A 23953-nucleotide genomic window follows, 5' to 3' on the forward strand; every position below is an offset into this window, starting at 1 on the left:
CCGCATATTCGCGCGCTCGCATCCGTTACTCGGCTGGCCTGTATCGACGACCATCTCGGCGATATCTACTAAGACGTGCCTGTGCGGCGCGCCCGTTGGGACCGCAGCTCCGGGGTGATTTTCATCGGTCGCATGCACGGGTTCTCAGCGCTCCCCGCTCTCTGTAGCATGCGGACGGCCGACTACTCGTCCCCATCAACGCTTATGCGCTGTATGGTAACACGGTCAACGCCGGCGAAAAACCCTCAACATCGGTTTCATACTTTAGAAACTTCTCGCGATCGCAAGCACTCACTTGGAGCAAAATACCTGAAAGCACTTTATCTAACGAAAGAAGGCTGCTATGCGCACGATTGGAATGAGCGACTACACCGTCGGCGAGGACTGCTTTGACGAGCTGCCCGGCGCACTGGACGAGTACGGAGCGACCAAGGTCGCGATTATCGGTGGTAAACGAGCACTGGCAGCGGTGCTTCCCGGTATCGAAGCGGCGCTGGAGGGCACCGACGTCGAGATTCTGGAGACGCGCGTCTACGGCACCAACAGTACGCGCGCCAATATCGCCAAGGTTGTGAACTCCCCTGTCTGCCAAGAAGCCGACGTTCTTATCGCATGCGGCGGCGGCAAGGCGCTCGACACCGTCAAGACAGCGGCCATCGAGCTCAAGAAGATCGTCTTTACGGTACCGACGATCTGCTCCAACTGCTCGGCCGCGACCGCCATTGCCGTTGTCTACAACGACGACGGCTCGCTCGAGGGCTATTCGTACCCAAACCGCCCCGCGCACATCTTCATCAACCCCAAGATCATCGCCGAGGCTCCGGCGGAGTACTTCTGGGCGGGCGTGGGCGATGCCCTGTCCAAGCAGCCCGAGGTCGAGTACGCCACGAGCGCCGGCAACCTGGAGCACACCGCCGGACTTGGCCTGGCACTCGCCCACACCTGCTCCGAGCCGCTGTTTACCTATGGCGTGCAGGGTCTAGAGGACGTGCGCCAGGACCTGTCGAGCGAGGCCGTCAAGCAGATCGCGCTCGACATCGTGGTCAACACGGGCTATGTCTCGAACCTGACCAACCAAAACGATTACTACTACAACTCGAGCGTGGCGCATGCGTTCTACAACGCCACGTGCAGCATCCCGCGCGAGGGCTCCTACCTGCACGGCGAGGTCGTGAGCCTGGGCGTGCTCGTGCTGTTTGCCTATACGGGCGATACCAAGAACCTTGAGCGCTACGCCGCCTTTAACAAGCAGATGGGGCTGCCCGTGACGCTTGAGCAGGTCGGCCTTTCCGAGGCCGACATCCCTGCCCTGTGCGAGTTCGCGCACGCCACCAACGAGTGGAAGCAGGGCAACCCCGAGCCCTTCACCGACGAAAAGTTCGCCGCCGCCATCAAGGCTGCCGACGCTTACGGCCACACGCTCTAGGGCTGGCCCAAAACCACCACAAAGGGGACAGGCACCTTTCTGTTGGTTTTTTATTGCTCCAGAATTCAGTTCGTACTCGAACCCGATTCTTTACGAGAAAGGGTTCGGGTACGTTTTTTGTTTATCGGAAATTCTGCGGAAGGACTACTCGGAACGGTAAACAGGAACGAACAGAGGCAGGGCATCATCGTGGTGATGGTATCCTGCCTTTTGTTTTGCGGGATCAAGGTCGCTTTATGCGAACTTGATCGCCACTTATATGGGGCATTGATGGCAATTGCTTCGTACGTGCATACCGAGAGCCTGTACACCTCTGGCAAGGCGTAAAACACTAGACTTTATTCCAAAGTCCGTGTGCTAAGGGGGCAGGCCCCTTAGAATTCCTGTGGAGTGTGTACGCACGTACGCTGGAAAACGGCAAAATTTCGCTATATCAGGGCGTTCTATCATTGGAGAGTATGGTATACACGGCTTAGTTCAACAAATAAGAATTTATATATAAAGGAGAATATTGATGAAACTGTTTTTATGTTCTCACTTTTCAAGTGTAGGAAGTCTGATAAAGGAAGAAATTGAAAATAAAAAAGTCGCATTTATTCCAACAGCTTCGCTGCGTGAAGGCTACACCGGTTATGTCGGCTCGGCTCGAAAATTATTCAAAAAGTTGGGAGCAATCGTAACTGAAATTGATATTTCAACGGAGGCTTATTCAACGATACAGTCTCTTTTTGAAGATGCGGATGTGATCTATTTTACCGGCGGAAATTCTTTTTTCCTTATAGACCAGCTCCGTAAAACGGGAACGGATGAGCTGTTGAAGAAAGAATTGGCAAAGGGAAAACTGATGATTGGTGAATCGGCAGGGGCGATTGTATGCGCTCCAAGCATCCAATATATCGAGCAAATGGATGAAATGCCGGAGGACTACTCACAAGAAGATGATTCAGGGCTTAATTTGATTGATTTCTATGTTCTTCCGCATTATCTCACAGCACCATTTAAGAAAGTTACCGAGAAAATAATGGCTGAGTTTTCGGATTTGAATCTATGCCCAATTAACAACCGTCAGGGAATTGTAATTGATGGTGAAGGTTCAAAGGTAATTTGCAAAGACTAATTTGAAAATTCCAGTTAGCTGTACTCGTTCCTAGCAGGGTTTGGGGCAGGCACGCCCCAACAAGAAGCTGTCCCAAAGGGGCAAGTATGGGGACTGCGGATGATTTCATGGACCGTCACGCGGCCCTTCCCAGCGCGGAGCGGAACTCAGCCGGCATGCGGCCACCGAGCGCATCGCTGCGCCTCTCCGTATTATATCGACCGATCCAGCCCCCGAGCTCCTCGATGAAGCGGGCGGGGGGTCCAGTCCGACCAGTCCCGGCCGTGCCAGAACTCCTTCTTGAGCAGGCCGAAGAAGCCCTCCATCGCCGCGTTGTCCGGGCTGCAGCCCTTTGCGGACTGGATTGGCTACACTGATGTGGACAGTTCCGGGAGGGGCGCAAGAGACGGGAAGGCCGCGTGCGCGTTCCTGCGCGAGGGCCGCGGGGAGGGGCTGCCTGGGTACGGCGCCTGTCAACTCGGTCTACGTCTTTGATGACCGGGTCGTACTCAATATCAACTTCACGGATGATGCCAAAACGGTCACCCGTGAGGAAGTGTTGGGTTCGAGTGCTATGGACAATGCTCCAGCATGCTGGGATCGAACTCGCTAGCCGGAATCACACGGTACCCGTGACGCAGCAACAGATCGACGAAAACGCCGTTGCCCGCTGTAAGGGTGCCGCTGAATGTTCCGTCGTAGATGCGGCCCGCGCCGCACGAGGGACTACGGTCCTGCAAGATGCACGCAGCGATCTCGGACGGGCCGCCAAAGTGCTCGCACATATCGAGCGCGCGTTGGGCACCATGGCGAAACTCGCGATCAACCGACACGCCCTCGCGGGTGCGAACCTCACAGCCCACGATCTCGGACGGGTCGCGCGGCGTGGGCAGACCGCCAAAAACCTCGGGGCATACGAGGAGCACCTCGGTCCCCGTACGCTCGCAAGCCTCGACCAACGCGCGGTGGTAATTGTCGAGCCCGTTATACTTGCAGCTCTCGCCCATCAAACAGGCGCTTACCACGATCTTCATACATATCCCTCCCAAACAAAACGCCCCATTTGAGATAGAAACTCAAATGGGGCGTTCGACGTTGTGCAACCAGCCTTACTGCTGCTTTGGCATCAGCGGATTCTCGCGCGTGAGGAGATTCATGAACTCCTCGCCCGTGATCGTCTCCTTCTTGTACAGATAACGAGCCAGCTCATGGAGCTTAAACTTGTTCTCCTTGAGGATCTGCAGGGCGCGGTCATGTGCGTCCTCGATCAGCTTGGCGACGATCGCGTCGACGCGCTCGGCCGTACCGGGGGCACAGGTGAGCGACGTGTCCTGGTTGAGGTAGGCATTCTGAACGGTACCGAGCGCCATCATGCCAAACTCTTCCGACATACCAAAGCGCGTCACCATGTTGCGGGCGAGCTTGGTGGCCTGCTCGATATCATTGGCCGCGCCAGTCGTCATCTCACCAAAGATGAGCTCCTCGGCAGCACGTCCGCCGCAGTAGACAGCGAGCTTGTCGAGCACCTCCTGGCGCGTGGTCAAGAAGCGCTCGTCCTCCTCGACCTGCATGGTGTAGCCCAGAGCACCGCTCGTACGCGGCACGATGGTGATCTTCGTAACCGGCGCAGAACCCTTCTGGCGGGCGGCAACGATGGCATGGCCGATCTCGTGATAGGACACGACCTGTTTCTCGTGATCGGACAGCACCGTGGACTTACGCTGCTGGCCGGCGATGACGACCTCCACCGACTCCTCGAAGTCGTCCTGGGTTGCACGCTTGCGACCCTCGCGAACGGCGCGCAGGGCGCCCTCGTTGATGATATTGGCCAGGTCGGCGCCCGAGGCTCCGGGCGTGGCGCGGGCAATCGCGGTCAGATCGATCGGCGGCTCGGTCTTCACACTCTTGGCGTGAAGCTCGAGGATGTTCTTGCGGCCGGTCAGGTCGGGCAGCTCAACGGGGATGCGGCGGTCAAAACGACCGGGGCGCAGCAGAGCGGGATCGAGGCTGTCAGGACGGTTGGTGGCAGCGAGGACGACGATACCCTTGTGGTTGTCGAAGCCATCCATCTCGGTCAGCAGCTGGTTGAGCGTTTGCTCACGCTCGTCGTTGCCGCTAAAGCCGCCACCGTCACGCTTTTTGCCGATGGTATCAATCTCATCGATAAATACGATACAGGGGGCCTTTTCCTTAGCCTGCTTAAACAGGTCGCGCACCTTGGCGGCGCCACGGCCGACGAACATCTCGACGAACTCAGAGCCCGAAATGCTAAAGAACGGTACGCCCGCCTCGCCGGCAACAGCCTTGGCAAGCAGGGTCTTACCAGTGCCAGGAGGGCCCACGAGAAGAGCACCGCGCGGCAGCTTGGCGCCGATTTCCTCATAGCGCTGCGGCTTCTCCAGAAAGTCGACGACCTCCTTCAGGGATTCCTTGGCCTCTTCCTGACCAGCAACATCCTTAAAGGTCACGCCAACATCCTTGGAGGCGATAACGCGCGCACCGGACTTACCCAGACCGCCGCCGCCAAAGCCGCCGCCACCAAAATTCATGGACGGGCCGTCATCGCCCATGGCCTTCTTCATACGGCGGTTGAGCCACCAGCCGATGAGGAAGAAAATCGCCATGGGAAGGACGAGCGTGAGCAAGTAGTAAGTCATCAGGCCCGAGTTCTTATCGGGAACCACCGACTCCAGCGAGGCGCCGGCCTCGAGCACGCGATCGGTAAAGCCCGTGTCACTCGGCACGCCGGTCGTCTTGTAGGCGATGTTCTCGTCCTCGCCCTTCTTGGTGTAATAAATCGAGTAATCGTCCGTGTTGTACTCGACCTTGTCGACACTCTTCTTATCGAGCGCTTTGACAAACGTCGAATAATCGGTCTTCGTAATCTGCTGCGTGTGACCGATGTTGGGGAACAGAACGGTCGAGAGCACGAGGTAGACGACGAAGGCGATGAGCACGTAGAGGATCATATTCCGTCTACGTTTGTTGTCATCCATCTCCATCTGCTTGAACTCCATCTACTGGGGTTGATAATGCTAACTAGAATACCCAACCCGGCCGGCGATAAACCGACGCCGGGCACGAAAGAATAGAGATGGCATCACTCGAAGTCGGCAAGGTTCAGATCTATACGGGCGACGGCAAGGGCAAGACGACGGCTGCGCTGGGGCTCGCGCTGCGCGCCACGGGCTATGGACTTAACGTGCTCATGCTTCAGTTTGCCAAGAAGCTGCACTGCGCCGAGCATGATGCGGCACCACGCCTAGGGCTACGAATTGTACAGGCCGACCGCGACACGCCCGAGGCTTGCGCCGCACAGATCATGGAGCTCGCACGCAAGCAGATCTCACAGGTCGACGTTCTGATTTTGGACGAACTCGGCGAGGCCATGCGCCGCGGCTTCGTGACGCGCGAGGATGTCGAGGAACTGATCGCGATGAAACCCGACACCACAGAGCTCATACTGACCGGCCGCGGCCTGCTGCCCATCGCGGACCTCGCCGACCTGGTCACCGAAATGCGCCTCGTCAAACACTACTTCGACGAAGGCCTCCTGGCCCGCCAAGGCATCGAATACTAATTGATCCGAAGGGGACGAAGGGAAACGGATCATCGACATCACGACGGAGAGCAATGAGCCGTTTTCCTCCGTCCCCCCAGGGATCATTAGGCAGTGGCGCGGCCTAGCCAGTTGCCGCTGTGGTGGTAGATGGTGAACATCGTGGCGGTTATTACCCAGGTTACGGGGTAGACCAGCAGCAGATGCTCGAGCGAGGGGTCGAGCGGCATAATCGCGAACACCCACGCCACGCGGAGCACGACCGTGCCGAATATCGTGAGCATCATAGGCTGGAAGCTCACGCCAGCGCCACGGATGGAGCCGGACGCGTTTTCGATAATCGAGAAGATCGCGTAGAACGGCGCGATGAAATGAAGAATCGTCGTGGTGTAGGCCGAAATTGCGACATCGTCGATAAACAGACGCGAAAGCGGGCCCGAGAATACCAGCAGCACGGCAGACAGGCCACCGATAAGCACAAACGACAGCACGAGCGACGTGTGGTATCCCTTTCGCATGCGATCGTAATTGCGCGCACCAAAGTTCTGCGCCGAGAACGTAGTAATCGACACACCAAGCGCCTCGGTCACCATCCAGATAATGCCGTCCAGGCGACCGGAAAGACCCCAAGCGGTCGTAACATCGGCTCCAAACGAGTTGACCGACACCTGAATCAAAACGTTGGAGATCGAATACGCCGCAGACTGAACGCCCAGCGGCAAACCGCACGAAAGCATGCTCTTGCAAATGCCGCGATCGATACCGAGTTTGGATAGCGACAACCGCCACGCCCCCGGAGCGCGCATCATGCGGATCACAATCATCGTGGCATTGGTGCAGATAGTCAGCGCCACCGCGATGCCGCAGCCCAGCGCTTCCATGTGCAGCACGGCGACAAAGAGAATGTCGAGCGCCACGTTGACGAAGCAGCCGGAGGCAATAATGACCGCCGGACCGCGCGTGTCGCCCACGGCGCGCAACAACGCCGTCCCCATATTGAGCAGCAGCGCCGCAAACATGGCGGCAAAGTAGCAACGGGCATACGCCACACCCTCGGCCAGCAGCTCATGCGGTGTATTCATCAGCACAAGCATCGGCTCGACAAACACCATGCCCAGAATGGAAATGACAATGCCGCCCACCAGCGCGAGCGTCATGGCCGTATGGACCGATCGGCTCAAGCGCTCGTCATCGTGCTGACCAAAAAACTGGCCGGTAATAACGGCACATCCAGCACCAACACCGACGCAAAAACCAATGCAGAGCTCCGTAAGCACCATCGTGGCCTGAATGCCACCCAGCGCGAGCTTGCCGCCAAACTGACCGACGATATAGGTACCGATAAGCGTGTATGCCTGCTGAAAGAACGAACTAAAGAAGATGGGGACGCACAGCGACAGCAGCTGCTGCCAAATAACGCCCTGCGTTACATCGATAGCCGTAGATTTCTTAGCCACACGCCCTCCCCACCAGCGTACGTCAAACAACAAAACGGCACTTTAAAACGAAAGCCAAAACCAGCTTAGCACCGACCGACGTCGGCCGAAACGTCCCGAACCAGAGCCCGGTGCGAAATATCTGCCTAGTGATACAGCCCCGGCTGGTAGTGGTACTCGTTGCTCACATGCGGGCACAGTTGCCAAAAGGCGACGGCACTCGCAGCGGCAACGTTGAGTGAATCGACCCCGTGCGCCATCGGAATGCGCGCGGCTCGGTCGCAGCCGGCAATGGTCTTGGTGCCCAAGCCGGCACCCTCGGTACCCATAAAGATCGCTAGGCGGTCAATCTCCTGCAGCACGGGATCGTCCAGCGACACCGAATCATCCGTCAACGCCATGGCGGCACACGAAAAGCCGGCATCGTGCAGCGCCGCCAGCCCATCATGCGGCCATACGCGCGCCTCGCTGCCAATGCGCGTCCAGGGCACCTGGAACACCGTGCCCATGCTCACGCGGGCCGAGCGACGGTACAGCGGGTCACAGCAAGTGGGGCTCACCAAAATGCCATCGACGTTCAGCGCAGCCGCCGAGCGGAAAATCGCGCCGACATTGGTGTGGTCGACAATGCCCTCGAGCACGCACACGCGCACCGGGCGCTCACCCGCCGCCTCGACGACGCCACTCAAGAACTCGGCTACCGGAATCTGGCGTGGACGACGGAATGCCGCGAGCGCACCGCGCGTCACGTTAAAACCCGTCAGCTGCTCCATGAGCTCCATGGAGGCAACGAACACAGGAACCGGACCCGCGCCCTCGCGCACAACCAGGCGCTCAAACAGCGGCATCATCTGATCGAGCCAGCGTTCGCCCAAAAGAAAGCTCACCGGCTCGTATCCGGCGCGAACCGCACGCTCGATGACCTTGGCGCTCTCGGCGATAAAAATGCCCTTCTGCGGCTCCAGCACGCAGCGAAGCTCACGCTCGGTCAGTCGCACGTAGGCATCGAGCCGCTCGTCCTCGAGCGAATCGATTCGCAGCACCTCAACGGCATCAGTCATAGCAGCCAGCCCGCACCCTTCTTTACAGCACATCTATACCAAACGAGGCGACGCTAAGCGCCGCCCCATGCATTCAATCAACCCGATGATACCGTTCACGCCAGGCGATTTATGCCTCAACGCGACGATACGTCACGAACTCATAATCGAGACCCTCGTCACCCTCGCCCGAGGCAATCGTGGCAACCCCGCCACGCCGCGCAATCTCCCACGCGGGATCGGCGTCCAAGTCGGGAAAGTACGTGTCCACGGGATGGACGCAGTGGTTATGCGTGACCTCGGCCTCCACGCAGCACGGCAAAAACTGACGATACACCTCGCCACCGCCGATCACCCACGCAACGGGCTCATCGGCAACCACGGCGAGCGCTTCGTCGACGCTATGCACCACGTCGACGCCCTCGGCAGCAAAGCTCTCGTCACGCGTGAGCACGATATTGCGGCGGTTCTTGAGCGGACGCCCACCGGGAAAACTCAGCAGGGTCTTGCGTCCCATAATAACCGGGCACCCTTTGGTGCACGCCACAAAATGGCGCATGTCGGCGCGATTGGACACCACCATGTCGCCCTCGCACCCAATGCCCCAGTCATCGCACACGGCGACAATGGCAGAAAGCTTACACGTCATGCGCGTCACCTACACCGCAATGGGGATGTTCTTGACCTGCGGGCCGTGCTCATAACCCTCGACGATCAGGTCGTCGGTCGTAAACGCATAGAAGTCATGCACATCGGGGTTAAGCGTTACCTTGGGCGCGGCAAACTGCGGACGCTCGATAAGCTCGCGGACGATATCGACATGACGGTCGTAAATGTGGGCATCGGCAATCACATGTAGCAGCTCGCCGGGAATCATATCGACCGATTGCGCGACCATCATCAGCAAGATGGCGTACTGGCACACATTCCAGTTGTTCGCGGCCAAAATGTCCTGGCTGCGCTGGTTGAGAATCATGTTGAGCGTCGGTTTGTCATCCTGCGGGCGCTGCGTCACGTTATACGTCACGCTGTAGGCGCACGGATACAGGTGCATCTCGGACAAATCGCTAAACACATAGGTATTCGTCATAATGCGGCGGCTGTACGGCGTGTTCTTAAGGTCGTACAGAACGCGGTCCATCTGGTCGAAATCGCCCTCGGCATAATGGCTCTTTTGCCCAATCTGATACCCGTAGGCCTTACCGATGGAGCCGGTCTCGTCAGCCCACTCATCCCAAATATGGCTGTTGAGGTCATGCACGTTATTGGACTTCTTTTGATAGATCCATAGGATCTCATCCATGGCAGATTTGAGGGCCGTACGACGCAGGGTAAGCGCCGGAAACTCCTCACGCAGGTCATAGCGTGCCGTAACGCCAAAGTTTTTAATGGTATAGGCAGGGGTGCCGTCCTCCCACACCGGACGGACCTTTTGGCCCTCGGTGGTGGTGCCATGGTCCAGAATATCGCGGCACATGGTTACAAACTGTTGATCAGCCTTGCTCATTGACCCTCCTGTCAGTCGCCTACAAGCGAGATTCATTGTAGCCCAGGCGCACGCGGCCCCACAGCCCAAACATAAGCCCTTGTTTTCTGACATATGCCAGAAATCTCTTGCGTAAATCTGCACGTTCGTTATTCTATTGTTGACATATGTCAGATAAGGAGCACGTATGGCAGGAAGACGCGAGAAATTGCGCCGTGTTGGGATCATCCCCGAATATCGCGGCTTTACCCCCGACGGCCTTGCCAGTGGAGACGCCATCGACATGACGGTCGACGAACTCGAGGTGCTGCGCCTGTGCGACCTGGAAGGCCTTAACCAAGAGGCAGTCGCACAGCAGATGGGCATCGCGCGCGCCACGGTGGCGGCTATTTGCAGCCGAGCGCATCGCAAGGTGGCAAACGCGTTGGTCAATGGTCGGGCGCTCATCATCGAAGGCGGCAATATCGCGTACTCCCCCATCACCACGACAACGGCCGCATGGCCAGCAAAGGGGGTCGGCACCATGAGGGTGGCAACCACGTACGACAATGGCAACATCTTTATGCACTTTGGCCGCAGCGAGCAGTTCAAGATCTACGACGTTCAGGACGGCAAGGTGCTCAACGAGCAGGTCGTGGGCACCGGCGGCACCGGCCACGGCGCACTTGCGGGCCTGCTCGCCAACGGCGGCGTGGACACGCTCATCTGCGGCGGCATCGGCGGAGGCGCTATCAACGCGCTTGCCCAAGCCGGCATCACGGTATACGCAGGTGCCCAGGGCAGCTGCGACGCTTGCGTCGAGGCCCTTATCGCCGGCACGCTCGCACAGAACGGCGAGGCCACGTGCGGCTGCCACAGCCACGACCACGAGCACACCCATGAGCATGGCGGGTCCTGCGGCTGCCACGGCCACCACGACCACGAAGGCCATGAGGGCTGCGGCTGCCACTAACGGCACGGCACCGCGAGCTCGGGACGCGAAGCCGAACGCAACCCAACAATCAAAGCCAACAACAAAGGCCACCCGGTAGCTTCCGAGTGGCCTTTGCCATATCAAGCTGGAATTACAGCTCTATTTCTTATTACGCATCTGCGCTTCCATCTGGCGCAGCAGCTCCATATCGGACTTGGGACCGCCCGTACCTAGGCCGCCCATGCCGCCCAGACCCATAGCGTCCAGGCCAGGGATATTGGGCATGCGCATCTTCTTGCCCTTCTTTCCCTTTTTGCCCTTTTTGCCGCCGGCCTGCGCCTGATTGGCCATCGTGCGCATGCGGCCCATCATCTTATTCATCTCGCCCCACTGCTTCATAAGGCTGTTGACCTCGGTGGGGGTTACGCCGGCACCCTTGGCAATGCGGGCGCGGCGCTGGCCGTTGATGATGGAGGGACGCAGGCGCTCCTCCTTGGTCATCGACATGATGATGGCCTCGTTCTTATCGAAGATGCCCTCGTCCAGGTTGCCGCCCATCTGGTTGAGTGCACGCTGACCACCGGGGAGCATGCCCAGGATACCCTTCATACCGCCCATCTTTTTGACGGCTTTCATCTGGTCGAGCATGTCGTTCATGGTAAAGCCCTCGCGCAGCATGCGCTCGGCAGCCTCGAGCTGCTCTGCATCGGCGGCCTCCTGGGCCTTCTCGATAATGCCGACAACATCGCCCATGCCCAAGATTCGCTTGGCCATGCGGTCGGGATAGAACGGCTCCAGCGAATCGGGTTTCTCGCCCATGCTCACGAACTTGATGGGCTTACCGGTCACCTGGCGCACGGAAAGTGCGCCGCCGCCACGGGCGTCGCCGTCGAGCTTGGAGATGATCACGCCGTCAAAGTCGGTGCGCTCGGCGAAGGTCGAGACGACGTTGACAATATCCTGGCCGGTCATGGCATCGACGACCATCAGCACCTGATCGGGCTTGACGGCCTTCTTGATGTCCACGGCCTCCTGCATCATCTGCTCGTCGATCTGCAAACGACCGGCGGTATCGACAATGACCACGTCACGCAGGTGGTCGACGGCCTCCTGAATGGCGCCCTTGGCGATGTCGACCGGGTGCGCACCGTCGCCTCGGAAGACCGGGACACCGATCTCTCCGCCGAGCGTGGCCAGCTGGTCGGCAGCGGCGGGACGGTAGACGTCGCACGCGGCGAGCAGCGGCGAGCGGCCCTGCTTCTTGAGCAGGTAGGCCAGCTTTACGGCCGCCGTGGTCTTACCGGAGCCCTGCAGGCCCACGAGCATGATGACATTAGGAATGCGATTGCTAAAAACGAGCTTACTCTCGGTGGAGCCGAGCATCTCGGTGAGCTCGTCGAGCACGATCTTGACGACGTTTTGCGCCGGCGACAGCGACTCCATGACCTCGGCGGTCATGCAGCGCTCCTTGGTCTTGGCAACGAACTCCTTGACGACCTTAAAGTTAACGTCGGCCTCGAGCAGCGCCATGCGAATGTCGCGCATGGCCGAAGTGATATCGGCCTCGGTCAGCTTACCCTTGCCGCGCAGGCGGTCAAATGTGTCGTTGAGGCGATCGCTCAGAGAATCAAACACTAGTCACTCCTTAATTGGACTCGCCCACCAGGGCGCGGCAGAAATCTTTTGCATTAAACTCCTGCAGGTCATCGACCTGCTCGCCGACGCCGATGCGCAGGATCGGGAGCTTGAGCTTCTCGGCCACGGCCATGGCGATACCGCCCTTAGCCGTGCCGTCGAGCTTAGTCATGATAATACCGTCCAGGCCCAGCGCCTCGTTAAACTCGAGCGCCTGGTTCAGACCGTTCTGACCAGTGGCGGCATCGATCACAAGCACGACCGAAACCGGCATGGGACCAGCGGCCATATTGGCGGCGCGCTTACGCGTCACGTTGACCACCTTGGCAAGCTCGCGCATGAGCTCGGGGCTCGTGTGCAGACGGCCGGCGGTATCGATGAGCACCAAGTCGCTGCCGCGCTTATCGGCCTCGTCGAGCACGTCATAGCACACGCTCGCCGGATCGGAGCCGCGGTCACGCTTGATGACGGGCACGCCGGCACGCTGGCCCCACACATCGAGCTGCTCGATGGCGGCGGCGCGGAAGGTGTCGGCCGAACCGATCACCACGTTCTTGCCGCGGGCGGCCATGGCGCTCGCAATCTTGCCGACCGTGGTGGTCTTGCCGGCACCGTTAATACCGACAAACAGTACGCAGCTCGGCGTATCGGAAAACGGATCGCGCTCAACAGGCACAAAATGGCCCTCGAGCTGCTCGGCCAGGGCGCGACGAAGCTGCGGGGCGGTCTTGAGGTTCTTCTTAGCGGCGGCGTCGCGCAGGTCATCGGAGACCTGAATGGCGACCTCGGCACCCATGTCACCCATAACGAGGGTATCCTCAAGGTCCTCCCAAAAGTCCTCGTCGACCTCGCCGCCAAAGTAGAAGACCTCGTTGAGGGCCTCGCGGCTGCGCTCAAGTCCGCGCGAGAGAGCGTCAAAGAATCCCATTATGCATTCACGACCTTTCCGGTTTCGCGATCGAGTTTTTGCGAGACGACGCGGCTGACGCCGTCGGCTTGCATCGAGACGCCATAGAGAACGTCAGCGTCCTCCATAGTACGGCGCTGATGCGAAATGACCAAGAGCTGCGTATCGGAACGCAACACGTCGAGCGCGCCGATGAGCTTGGACAGGTTGGCGTCGTCAAGTGCCGCCTCGACCTCGTCCAGCACATAGAACGGCACCGTGCGCGTGCGGTACACGGCAAAGAGCAGGGCGAGTGCCGTCAGACTCTTCTCGCCGCCCGACATGAGCATCATCTTGGTGATGCGCTTGCCGCGCGGCTGCGCCACGACCTCGATACCCGTCTCGGCCGGATGCTCAGGATCGGTCATCTCCAGATGAGCCTGGCCACCCGGGAACAGCATAGCGAAGATCTCGCGGAAGTTCGCGTCGACCTTCTCAAACGTCACAAGGAACGCCTTGCGCATCTTGCGATCAATGGCCACCGTGATCTTGGTGAGCGCCTTACGCGCGCTCTCCAGATCGGCCAGCTGCTCCTCGATGTAGTCAGCGCGGCGCTTGAGCTGCTCGTACTCCTCCATGGCAACTTGGTTCACGGGACCAAGGTTGTTGATCTGGCGCACAAGCTGGTTGAGCTCGCGCTCGGCGGCATCGCGGTCCGTGGGCGCGGGAAGCATGAGCGCTTCCTCGAGTACCGTGTTGCCATCGGCGGTAATGGCCTTAATGGCGGCCTCTACCTGCACCTCGAGCTTGCCACGCGCGACCTTAAACTCGTTTTGCGTGGCGGTGGCGGTATCGACCTTCTCCTTAGCGCGGGCAACCTCTGCCTTGGCATCCTCGATGGTCTTCTTGAGCGAAGCGGAGTCCGCCTCCTCCAGAGAGGCCTGGTCACGCAGACGCGCTGCCCAATCCGACGCGCGCTCCAGCAGGGCCGAATAGCGCTCGTGCATGGGATCGACGCGCAGGCGCAGCAGCTCGAGTGAGCGCGAGGCCTGGCGTGTTCCGCGGATACGGCGGTCGATGCCCTCCAGGCGATGCTCCAGATCGGGCACGCGGCCCTTCAGAGAACGAAGGCGCTCGCTCGTCTGGGCCAGGCGGACCTTGGCATCGGCGAGCTTGCCGGCGGCCTCGGAATCGTCACGGCGAACGCGGTCGAGTTCGTCGTTGGCTTCGGCAATCTGAAGGCCAAGATCGCTTGCCTGCGCTCGGGCCTCGTCACGCGAGCGGGTGAGCTCGTCCACGCGCGGGCGCGCAGCGCGAACGGCCTCGGCGGCCTGCTCGCGGCGCTTGGAGATGCGCACGCGTTCGACCTCGGCGTTGTTGGCGCTTTGCTCCAGGCGGCCAATCTCGGAGAGCAGCGAGCGGCGCTCGCCCTCAAGACGGGCGATCTCGCCGGCGGCATCGCCCTCAGCGGCACGCGCCTCTTCGACGGCCGCATTGGCCTCGACGACCTGATCCGACACATGCTCAAACACAGCAGCCAGATCGGGCTCCAGGCCCTCCAGCTCGCGAATGCGACGCTTGCGCTCCAAGGCACCCGACGCCTCGCCGGCGTCGAGGCCTACACGCACCAGGCCGCCGCAGGCGACGCGGGCGCCATCGGGGGTCACGTAAGTCACGCCGTCAACGACAGGCGCGGCCAGCGCAGCCGCCAAGTCGTCGACAACGTAATAGCCGCCGAGCAGCGCCTCGACAACCGGGCCATAGCCGGCGCGTACGGACAGGCGATCGACCAGGCGGGAACCGGCAGCGCCCTTAGCGGCAGCAGAGGCGCTCGCACCGCGCGCCACCAGCAGCGCCTCGCCCGAGGCCTTCTTCTGGTCCAGAGCGGCACGACCGGCACGCTCAAGCGCGGACGTATCGTCGAACAGCAGCGCATCGATATCGCCGGCAAGCAGCTGCTCCACCAGGCCCTCGAGCTCACGAGGGGCCTCGAGCACGTCGCCCAGACGACCCGAGACATCGTCGCCCAGTACACCCACCAGACAGCTCACGAGCGGCGAGCTGTCGGCCATGCGGGCATCGAGTTTCTTTTGGCTAGCAAGCTCCGAGCGCACCTCGGACAGTTTGTTGCGCGCCTCGCTCTCGCGGGCACGCAAGTCCTTAAGGGCTGCACGGGCGACCTCGGTAGCCTCGCGCGCATCAATCTGGGCTTGACGGGCCTGATCGAGTGCACCCTCAAGCTCCTCGGCGCGGTCGCGACGGCTCTCGAGTGAGGCCGTGACTTCCTCGAGCTGGTCATCGATCTGCTCCAGGCGCGAGGCATACATGTTGTCCTCGACCTCGGCGTTGCTCAGCGAGTCCTTCACCTTGGCGAGTTCGAGCGCCGCGTTATCGGCCACACGCTGCACATCGCGTTGCTCACGCGTAAGCTGCGAAATCTGATTGTCGAGCGTCACGCGCCGCTCGTGGAGCTCGGCGGCGGCAGGTCCGGCGGCGTCAACGTCCTCCTGGGCCTGCATGTGCGCGCCGGTCACTTCCTCAAGCTGCGCACGCGCGTCCTCGAGCTCCTCTACCACGCGACGACGCTGATGCTCGGAGCTCGAGATCTGGCCGCGCATGTCGGACAGGCGCGACACCATGTTGTGGCCCTTTTCCTCGAGCAGGCGCATATCGGAGTTAATGCGGCCGACCACGTCTTGCATATGGCGGCGCTGCTCGCCCAGATCGCCCACAAACAGGCCCTTTTCCTCGAGCATGACCTGGAGCTTCTCGAGCTCGCGTTCCTTTTCGCCCAAGCGGTACTGCGCAAGCTCCAGCTCGGCGGCACCTTCCTTGGAGCGGCTCTCCAAGTCGTTCCACTGCGACTGCAGCGAACGCAGCTCGTCGACGGCCAGCATCTGCGTAAGCTCGTTCGCGCGCGAGGACAGCTCTTTATACTTGCGCGCGCGATCGACCTGACGCTCCAGCGGTCGCAGCTGACGGGCAATTTCCTTATTGATGTCGCGGGCACGCGTCAGGTGCTCGTCCATCGATTTAATCTTTCTGAGCGCACGCTCCTTGCGGCGCTTGTGCTTGGAGATGCCGGCGGCCTCCTCGATGAGGGCACGGCGCTCCTCGGGGCGGCTCTGCAAAATGGCGTCGAGCTTGCCCTGGCTGATGATGGAATGCGTATCCTTGCCCAAGCCCGAATCGTGCAGGATGTCCTGAATGTCCATCAGGCGGCACGGACTCGAGTTGATGAGGTACTCGCTTTCGCCCGAGCGATACATACGACGGGTGATGGCGACCTCGTCAAAGTCGACGGGCAGCATATGGTCCGAGTTATCGAGCACCAGCGTGACCTCGGCGACACCCACCGGCTTGCGCGCTGACGAGCCCGAGAAGATGACATCCTCCATGGCCTGGCCGCGCAGCTGCTTGGCGCTCTGCTCGCCCAGGACCCACAGAATCGAGTCAGAGATGTTCGATTTTCCCGAGCCGTTGGGACCGACGATGACGGTCAGGCCCGGCTCAAACGTCATATGGGCACGGTCGGCAAACGACTTGAACCCCTTGAGCGTGAGGGACTTGAGATACACGGTTCCTCGCTTAAACAGGCTTCTTGTTGAGAATCACGCCGTTGGTGGTGTAGCCCATGCGGTCAAGTGCCTCAAGTGCAGCGGCTCCCTCGGCTTCCTTCTTTGAGGAGCCGGAGCCGCGACCCTGGCGAATACCATCGATCAACACCACGGCGGTAAAGGTGGGCGCATGCGCCGGGCCCTCGGAGCCAACGAGCTTATACGCCGGGGGTTCGTGACCGTCGGCTTGCACGCACTCCTGCAAGAACGATTTGGGGTTCGCGGGGTGCTCGGCACGCTCGGAGGCCAGGTGCGGTTTGAGCGTACGATGGATAAAGTCCGCCGCAACATCCCAGCCGGCATCCAGGTACAGCGCACCCACGAGCGACTCGTAGACGTTCTCGAGCGCCGAGTGCAGGCCGCGCGCGCCGGTACCGGTCTCGGAGGCACCAAAGATGATGATGTCGTCGATGCCCAGCTCATGCGACACCTCGGATAGCGTAGCGCCCGAGACAAGCGACACCTTCAGGCGCGTGAGCTTGCCCTCGTCAAACTCGGGATAGGACTCAAAGAGCGAACGGGCGACGACGGCGCCCAAAATGGAATCGCCCAAGAACTCAAGGCGCTCATAGCTGGCAGAAACCGGCTGGCCCTCGACTGCCGAGGGATGCGTAAGCGCCGCGCGCAGAAGCACCTTATTATTGAACTCGTGGCCCAGAATTTCCTGGGCACGCGTAAGTCGTTCAGACAAAGCCAAGACCTAGGCCTCCCTGGCGTTTTCAATCGCGTCGACGGCGTCGGCGACAGAGTTGAGCGAGAGCAGAGTCTCGTCATCGATCTCGAGGTTGAACTCGTCCTCGATAGCCGTAACCAGCTGCAGGCGCTCGAGCGAGTTGGCATCGAGATCGTCAAAGGTGGTCTCATCGCTAATTTCGGCAACATCGACGCCCAGAACGTCAGCAGCGACCTCGGCGATCTTGTCGAAGATTTCGGAGCGGTCCATAGCGCTTCCTCTCATAGTGCATGAATACCAAAAGAATGGTACCGCCCGGGCGGTACCAAGACACGGTTCTGATTCTACCCCACGAAGCAGGCCGCGAGGCACATAACAGCGCTCTAACTCGCTCTTATAAAACGATGCCGTCCATGGAGTTGGCGACATTCTCGACCAGCCCGGCGCGCACGGCTTCGGCCGCCGCAAGCGTACCGTTTTTAACAGCTTCGACCGAGGTGGCGCCATGGCCGATCAGAACCACGCCGCGCAGGCCCAAAAGAATCGCGCCGCCCTTGGCGTCGCCAGAGAGCTTGGCCTTTATCTCACGCATCTGCTTTTTAATGAGCAGCGCGGCGATCTTGGTGCCAAGCGAAGACATAAAGACGCCCTTGAGCTCCTGCAACAAAAACTTGGCAGCGCCCTCGGTGGCCTTGAGCGCAATGTTGCCCGACATGCCGTCGGCCACGACGACATCGAAGTGGCCCGAGGTAAGGTCGGTACCCTCGCAGTTGCCCACAAAGCCGGGAACGGCAGCCTTCATGGCCGGGAAGCAGGACTTGGTAAAGTTGGAGCCCTTCTCGTCCTCGGTGCCGTTAGCAAGCAGGCCCACGCGGGGATGCTCGATACCCAAAACGACGCGGGCATAGGCGGCGCCCATCTGGGCAAAGCGCACCATATCGTCCACCTCGACATCGGGGTTGGCGCCCATATCGCACAGCACCGTCAGGCCGCCGGCGCGATTGGGCAGTGCATTGGTCAGACAGGGGCGCACCGGCTGCTTCTTGCCTTCGGCCTGATACCTAAACGGCGTCACATAGGCGGTAGCGGCAGCGGTCATGGCACCGGTCGAACCGGCAGAGAAGAACGCGTCAGCATTGCCCTTCTTGATAGCGCGGCACGACAGCACGATCGAAGACTTGCGTTTGGTCATCACGGCGCGAATGGGATCGTCATCCATGGCGATAACGTCGGGTGCCTCAAGGGCCTCAACACGTGCGTGGGAAGCAGCAAAGGGATTGACGATTTCGGCGGGGCCAGCTGCCAAGACCTCGATATCGGGATCGACGGCAAGTGCAGCCTCGATACCATCGAGAACAACCTGAGGTTTCTCGTCTCCACCCACAACGTCTACACAAACGCGAACGTTACTCATATACATGCTCCTTATACAAAAATGGCCGACTCATTGAGCCGGCCATTGTGGTTCCATTTGGAACGGCATCGCATCCAGAGTATACCGTTACTCGGTAACGATAACCTCGCGGTCCTTGTAGAAACCGCAGCTGGGGCACACGTGGTGCGGAAGCTTGACAGCGCCGCAACGGGGGCACGTGGACTGAGCCGCAGCCGAGATCTTCATGTTAGCGGAACGACGGGTGTGAGTGCGGATACGACCCTGCTTTTGTTTAGGTACGGGCATAGTGACCTTCCTTATGAACTATCCAGTGTGGCGATTACGCGCAAGTAGCGATACTACCACAGTTTTACTCATCGAGCTTGAGATTCTTCAATGCTGCAAATGGATTTTTCGTGGCAGCGGCCCATTCTGCCTCTGCCTGGGCGGCGCAATCGCATTGCTCGACGTTGAGATTGCAACCGCAAGTGGGGCACAGGCCGCGGCAATCGGGCTTGCACAGAACGACAAACGGCGTGTCCATGACGACCGCGTCGTTGATGGGCTCACCCAGATCGACGATGCGGTCCTCACCCAGGAGCTCGTAGCCGTCCTCGTAGGCCTCGGGATCCTCGGGCTCCTCGAAGAGGTAGAACTCCTCGATCTCGCCGGCGATATCAAACGAGGCAGGCTCCAGGCAACGGTCGCACTCGCCGGTGGCGTGCGCGCGGACCATGCCCGTGAGCAAGACACCGGTACCGGCATTGGTAAAGACAACGTCGTAGTCGATGCCGTCCTGTAGCTGGTACTCCTTCTCGCCCACCGTGTAGGTGGCAACATCGACCTTGCCGGTCAGCGGATACGAATCACCAGGAAACTCGAGCTGCTCGGAAAGATCGACGGTAACGCTCGGGAACTCAGCCATTACCACTGACCATTCTGTTGGGCGGCACCCTCGTTGAGCTGCTGACGGCAACGGGTAACGGTGCCGGTCAGGCTCTTGAGGTTCTCCTCCAGGTGCGTAAAGACCTGCTCTGCGTAGTCCTCGGCAGCATAACGCGTCTCGCGCTCGTACTGCTGGGCACGATCGCGGATGTCGTCGGCCTGCTGCTGTGCCAAGCGGACGATCTCCTGCTCACCGGCAATGGTGAGGGCCTGCTGCTGAGCGTCGGCGATGATGGAATCGGCCTGAGCGGCGGCGGAAGCCATAAGCTCCTCGCGCTCCTTAAGGATACGGCGGGACTTCTGCCACTCCTCGGGATAGCTCATGCGGATCTCGTCGAGGATGTTGAAGAACACGTCGGCGTCGATGACCTTGAACTGAGCGTTCTTGCCGAAAGGCGGCTTGGCTTCCTCGATCAGCCCTTCGAGCTCATCGACCAAGCTGACGATCCTATCGCCAGGAAAATTCTCGCCCGGCATCCGGTCTCCTTTCATAGGTAACATATCATCGTGCTAGTTTACCACATGCCACCAGGCAATAAAAAACGTCACGAAAAGCGATGTCTGAGCGCTTCGACCACGTTGGGCGGGACAAACGTCGATACATCGCTGCCGAGTGAGGCGATCTGGCGAACGACCGAACTCGAGATATAGCCGTACTGCGGCGCACTCATGACAAAAATGGACTCCAGCTCGCTATCCAGGCGATAGTTAAGGTCGGCCTGCTGCAGCTCATACTCAAAGTCGGTCATGGCGCGCAGGCCCTTGACCACGGCACCCGCCCCCTGCTCACGTGCGAAGTCGACCAAGAGGCCGGTAAAGGGCAGGACCTCGACGCCGTCGATATCGCCGAGCGCCTCGCGGGCCAGCGCCACGCGCTCATCGAGCATAAACGTGGTGCCCACGCCGTTTTTACCCTGCGACTCGGCAACAGCGACGATCACGCTGGGAAAGATACGACGGGCGCGGCGGATCACATCGATATGGCCAAACGTGATGGGATCGAAGGTGCCCGGGACGATCACGCGGTTGATGGTGTCATTCATGGACGTCCTCCTGAAACGTCGTGGCATCGTTGTTCTCGGCATCTGCGCCGGCGCTATCGCCCTCACCATCGTCATCGCCGGCCCAACGAAGCAGGTCGACCGAGGTAATGCCGTAGCGCTTCTCACGTACAGCCTCAAAGCCTGCCGGATGCGCGCCCGCATCGGCGGCGGCATGCTCAAACAAGGCGTAAGCGCCAGACGCAAGCAGACCTTGCTGAGCCAGGTTCTGCAGCAGTTCCTCGACCGGCTCGGCACCAAAAGCATAGGGCGGGTCGAGCAGGACCAGATCAAAGGGACCGCCCGGTACACGACCGCGCGAGGCACTCGCCAGCATGTCGCCCGTGACCACGCGCCAAAGCGCACGGTCACGGCAGAGCGACTCAATATTCTTGGTAATGAGCCGCGCGGCGTTGCGATCGATCTCAAACGTCGTGAGCGAACGGGCCCCACGAGAGAGCATCTCTAACCCTAAGGCACCGGAGCCACCAAAGGCGTCCAGCACACGAACCTCGTCCAAATCGAAATCGAATGCCGACATGACCATAGATGCGCACGCCTCGCGCACGCGATCAGTCGTGGGGCGGGTGACATCGCGACCACGGGGCTCCTCGATCTTACGACCGCGCCATTCGCCGCCGATGATTCTCATCCTCCGCTGACCTCCTTAAAGATATGTCGATAACGCATGGCGACCGCATCGCGCAGGGGGCGCGTCGCCACGGAGTCAAGGTTGCAAGCATACCGCAAGAGCTCGACCGCGTCCAAATGGGCCCATTCGATCAGTTCCTCGTCGGCATCCAGGTCGACAAAGCGCAGGGTCACACCGCCATGCTGGCGGTACCCCAGGATTTCGCCCTCGTGGCGCAGACGCAGGTCCATCTGGGCGAGCGTAAAGCCATCCGAGGTTTTTTCGAGCGATTGCAGGCGATCTTGCGCTGCCGAAGCGCCGCCGTTGCCCTTGGAGTGCGTCATGACCAGGCACGTGCCCGACACACTGCCGCGGCCCACACGACCGCGCAGCTGGTGCAGGGCAGCCAAACCAAAGCGCTCGCCGTTCTCGATGACCATGACGGTGGCGTTAGGCACGTCGACGCCCACCTCGACCACCGTAGTCGAGACGAGCACGTCGATCTCGCCACGCTTGAAGGCGTCGATCACACGATCCTTCTCCCCCGCCGGCATGCGGCCGTGAAGGCGCTCGATGACAAAACCCGGCAACGCCAGACGCAGGCGATCGAGCTCGGTCGCCGTATCGTGCAGCGGCACGGGGACCGTCACGCGGCCCTCGTCGTCGCGGGCGATACCAGGTACGTCTTCCAGCTCATCGGCCGAATCACTCGGCTCCACGAGCGGGCAAATCACGTAGGCCTGCTGACCCTTTTCATGCGCCTCGCGGATGGCGCCATAGGCGAGGTCGCGGCTCGACTCGGTGAGCACGCGTGTCGTCACGCCAGCGCCAGGGACGGGCCGATGGCGGATGATGCTCGTGTCCAGATCGCCGTAGACCGAAAGCGCCAGCGTACGCGGGATGGGCGTTGCCGTCATAACGAGCAGGTCCGCACCAGGGCCCTTCGCACGCAGGGCGTTGCGTTGGCCGACGCCAAACCGGTGCTGCTCGTCGATGACCACGAGCGACAGATGCTTGAACGCAACGTTATCCGAAAGCACCGCATGGGTGCCAAAGAGCACGTCAAGCTCGCCCGATTCCAGCTGGGCATGGATGCGCTCGCGCTCTGCGGCCGGCGTGGCGCCCGTCAGAAGCGCCCAGGACATGCCGGCCTGCGAGAGCAGAGGGCCAGTCTTATCGGCATATTGGAGCGCCAGAACGCCCGTGGGCGCCATAACGCAGGCCTGCGTGCCGCTATCGGCAGCCACAGCCAGCGCGCAGGCGGCAACGGCGGTCTTACCGGTACCGACATCGCCCAGCAGCAGGCGGTTCATCACTCGCCCGCCATCGCACATATCATGCAGGATGTCTTGGAACGCGGCCTCCTGCTCGTCGCTCAGCGAAAACGGCAGGGCTTGCTTGAGCACGGCCAGGTGCTCGCCCGCGGTGTGGGCATAGGGCACCACATCGACCAGGCCGCCGTCGTTGCGCAGGCGCAGCGCCAGCTGCAGGTAGAGGCACTCCTCGTAGGCAAGACGCCGGCGTGCGATGTCGCGCTCAGCCATGCTCGAGGGAAAGTGGATCGATCGAAGCGCACGAGCATTGCTCATCAGGCGACGCTTAACGCGTAAGCGTGCCGGAATGGGATCAAAGGGATTGCCGACGACCTCGAGCGCACCGCTAACGATGCGGCGCATCCACGCCTGGCTCACGCCATCGCTCACATAATGGACCGGCAAAATGGTGCCCGCGGCACGCCCGTCCTCGAGCTTTTCGAAATGCGGAGAGGCTATCTGCTTAAAACCATAGGCAAACTCGACCTTGCCCATCACGGCCAGGCGGTCGCCCTGCTTAAGCTGCTGGGCAATCCAGGGCTGGCGGAAAAAGGCGACCTGTAGCACGCCCGTCTCGTCAACGAGCGAAACCTCGGTTACCTGCATGCGCGGACGCGGCTGTTTTTGGACGATACGGTCAACCGTGGCGATGATGGTGCACACGGTACCGATGGGCGCCATCTCGATGGACCACGAGCGGGTAAAGTCGAGGTATCGATGAGGGATATGGAGAAGGAGGTCCCCCACCGTCCGAATTCCCAGACGGCGAAGGGCCTCCTCACGTTTACCCGAAACATATTTGAGTCGCGCGATATCCTCGTCGAGCGCATTGCTCTGGGCAAAGCGCTCCGAGACGCGCGGCACGGAGCACAGCTCGGACAT

Annotated in this window: 22 protein-coding genes; 4 read left to right on the forward strand and 18 right to left on the reverse strand. The window is 60.5% G+C overall.

All coding sequences use genetic code 11. The features are described from left to right. Positions 1–343 precede the first annotated feature (343 nt). Positions 344–1426: an iron-containing alcohol dehydrogenase family protein gene (locus DW180_RS03500; protein WP_118237466.1), complete on the forward strand. Its 1083-nt coding sequence runs from the start codon at positions 344–346 to the stop codon at positions 1424–1426. Between the two features lie 514 nt (positions 1427–1940). Continuing rightward, positions 1941–2543 carry a Type 1 glutamine amidotransferase-like domain-containing protein gene (locus tag DW180_RS03505; RefSeq protein WP_117583435.1) on the forward strand — a complete coding sequence of 201 codons (603 nt, stop codon included), beginning with the start codon at positions 1941–1943 and terminating at the stop codon, positions 2541–2543. Positions 2544–3094: 551 nt separating this feature from the next. Here DW180_RS03505 and DW180_RS03515 read toward each other — a convergent pair. Continuing rightward, positions 3095–3556 carry a DUF523 domain-containing protein gene (locus DW180_RS03515; protein ID WP_117800959.1) on the reverse strand — a complete coding sequence of 154 codons (462 nt, stop codon included), beginning with the start codon at positions 3554–3556 and terminating at the stop codon, positions 3095–3097. Between the two features lie 75 nt (positions 3557–3631). Next, a complete protein-coding gene (ftsH, locus tag DW180_RS03520; protein WP_192934481.1) occupies positions 3632–5524 on the reverse strand; it encodes an ATP-dependent zinc metalloprotease FtsH in 1893 nt (630 codons plus the stop codon). 92 nt (positions 5525–5616) lie between these two features. On the opposite strand from ftsH, the gene DW180_RS03525 reads away from it, so the two are divergent. Continuing rightward, positions 5617–6102 (forward strand): cob(I)yrinic acid a,c-diamide adenosyltransferase, encoded by a 486-nt coding sequence (locus tag DW180_RS03525; RefSeq protein WP_118237468.1) that lies wholly within the window; start codon positions 5617–5619, stop codon positions 6100–6102. An 86-nt stretch (positions 6103–6188) separates the two neighbouring features. Here the strand turns inward: DW180_RS03525 and DW180_RS03530 are convergent, their stop codons facing one another. The 4 genes from DW180_RS03530 to thyA all read right to left on the reverse strand — a co-directional run bounded on the left by DW180_RS03530 (position 6189) and on the right by thyA (position 10064). Next, entirely contained in the window at positions 6189–7538 is a 1350-nt protein-coding gene (locus DW180_RS03530; RefSeq protein WP_118225799.1) for an MATE family efflux transporter, read from the reverse strand. Positions 7539–7663: 125 nt separating this feature from the next. Continuing rightward, positions 7664–8578: an RNA methyltransferase gene (locus tag DW180_RS03535; RefSeq protein ID WP_117798127.1), complete on the reverse strand. Its 915-nt coding sequence runs from the start codon at positions 8576–8578 to the stop codon at positions 7664–7666. A gap of 109 nt (positions 8579–8687) precedes the next feature. Continuing rightward, positions 8688–9206: a dihydrofolate reductase gene (locus DW180_RS03540; RefSeq protein WP_117639324.1), complete on the reverse strand. Its 519-nt coding sequence runs from the start codon at positions 9204–9206 to the stop codon at positions 8688–8690. Positions 9207–9215: 9 nt separating this feature from the next. Next, complete coding sequence (gene thyA / locus DW180_RS03545; protein WP_117629294.1) at positions 9216–10064, reverse strand: thymidylate synthase; 849 nt, start codon at positions 10062–10064, stop codon at positions 9216–9218. A gap of 166 nt (positions 10065–10230) precedes the next feature. Here thyA and DW180_RS03550 point away from each other — a divergent pair, with 166 nt between their 5' ends. Then, on the forward strand, positions 10231–10995 hold the full coding sequence (locus DW180_RS03550) for a NifB/NifX family molybdenum-iron cluster-binding protein (RefSeq protein ID WP_117647331.1): 765 nt from the start codon (positions 10231–10233) through the stop codon (positions 10993–10995). Between the two features lie 120 nt (positions 10996–11115). On the opposite strand, the gene ffh is transcribed toward DW180_RS03550, so the two are convergent. The 12 genes from ffh to DW180_RS03610 all read right to left on the reverse strand — a co-directional run bounded on the left by ffh (position 11116) and on the right by DW180_RS03610 (position 23953). After that, positions 11116–12591 carry a signal recognition particle protein gene (gene ffh / locus DW180_RS03555; RefSeq protein ID WP_117637757.1) on the reverse strand — a complete coding sequence of 492 codons (1476 nt, stop codon included), beginning with the start codon at positions 12589–12591 and terminating at the stop codon, positions 11116–11118. A gap of 10 nt (positions 12592–12601) precedes the next feature. Then, the gene (gene ftsY / locus DW180_RS03560) at positions 12602–13519 is read right to left on the reverse strand and encodes a signal recognition particle-docking protein FtsY (protein WP_117564147.1); all 918 of its coding nucleotides are present in this window, start codon (positions 13517–13519) and stop codon (positions 12602–12604) included. Continuing rightward, positions 13519–17055 (reverse strand): chromosome segregation protein SMC, encoded by a 3537-nt coding sequence (gene smc / locus DW180_RS03565; protein WP_118237470.1) that lies wholly within the window; start codon positions 17053–17055, stop codon positions 13519–13521. Before smc ends, ftsY begins: the two co-directional genes overlap by 1 nt. A gap of 10 nt (positions 17056–17065) precedes the next feature. Further along, positions 17066–17791: a ribonuclease III gene (rnc, locus tag DW180_RS03570; protein WP_117765703.1), complete on the reverse strand. Its 726-nt coding sequence runs from the start codon at positions 17789–17791 to the stop codon at positions 17066–17068. Positions 17792–17794: 3 nt separating this feature from the next. Beyond that, positions 17795–18037, reverse strand: coding sequence for an acyl carrier protein (locus DW180_RS03575; RefSeq protein WP_055309519.1), 243 nt, complete (start codon positions 18035–18037; stop codon positions 17795–17797). 124 nt (positions 18038–18161) lie between these two features. Next, on the reverse strand, positions 18162–19181 hold the full coding sequence (gene plsX, locus DW180_RS03580; protein WP_117816783.1) for a phosphate acyltransferase PlsX: 1020 nt from the start codon (positions 19179–19181) through the stop codon (positions 18162–18164). A gap of 87 nt (positions 19182–19268) precedes the next feature. Beyond that, complete coding sequence (gene rpmF, locus DW180_RS03585; protein WP_022094017.1) at positions 19269–19448, reverse strand: 50S ribosomal protein L32; 180 nt, start codon at positions 19446–19448, stop codon at positions 19269–19271. A 64-nt stretch (positions 19449–19512) separates the two neighbouring features. Continuing rightward, complete coding sequence (locus DW180_RS03590) at positions 19513–20067, reverse strand: DUF177 domain-containing protein (RefSeq protein WP_118237472.1); 555 nt, start codon at positions 20065–20067, stop codon at positions 19513–19515. After that, complete coding sequence (locus tag DW180_RS03595; protein WP_040358176.1) at positions 20067–20564, reverse strand: ATPase; 498 nt, start codon at positions 20562–20564, stop codon at positions 20067–20069. Before DW180_RS03595 ends, DW180_RS03590 begins: the two co-directional genes overlap by 1 nt. Positions 20565–20632: 68 nt before the next feature. Continuing rightward, positions 20633–21130, reverse strand: a complete 498-nt coding sequence (gene coaD / locus DW180_RS03600) for a pantetheine-phosphate adenylyltransferase (protein WP_117847654.1) — start codon at positions 21128–21130, stop codon at positions 20633–20635. Continuing rightward, positions 21123–21779: a 16S rRNA (guanine(966)-N(2))-methyltransferase RsmD gene (gene rsmD / locus DW180_RS03605; protein ID WP_118237474.1), complete on the reverse strand. Its 657-nt coding sequence runs from the start codon at positions 21777–21779 to the stop codon at positions 21123–21125. Before rsmD ends, coaD begins: the two co-directional genes overlap by 8 nt. Further along, positions 21776–23953 (reverse strand): ATP-dependent DNA helicase RecG, encoded by a 2178-nt coding sequence (locus tag DW180_RS03610; RefSeq protein WP_118237476.1) that lies wholly within the window; start codon positions 23951–23953, stop codon positions 21776–21778. The genes rsmD and DW180_RS03610 overlap by 4 nt, the downstream gene beginning before the upstream one ends.

Origin of the sequence: Collinsella sp. AM16-21 (genome assembly GCF_003471905.1) — a bacterium.
Classification (GTDB): domain Bacteria; phylum Actinomycetota; class Coriobacteriia; order Coriobacteriales; family Coriobacteriaceae; genus Collinsella.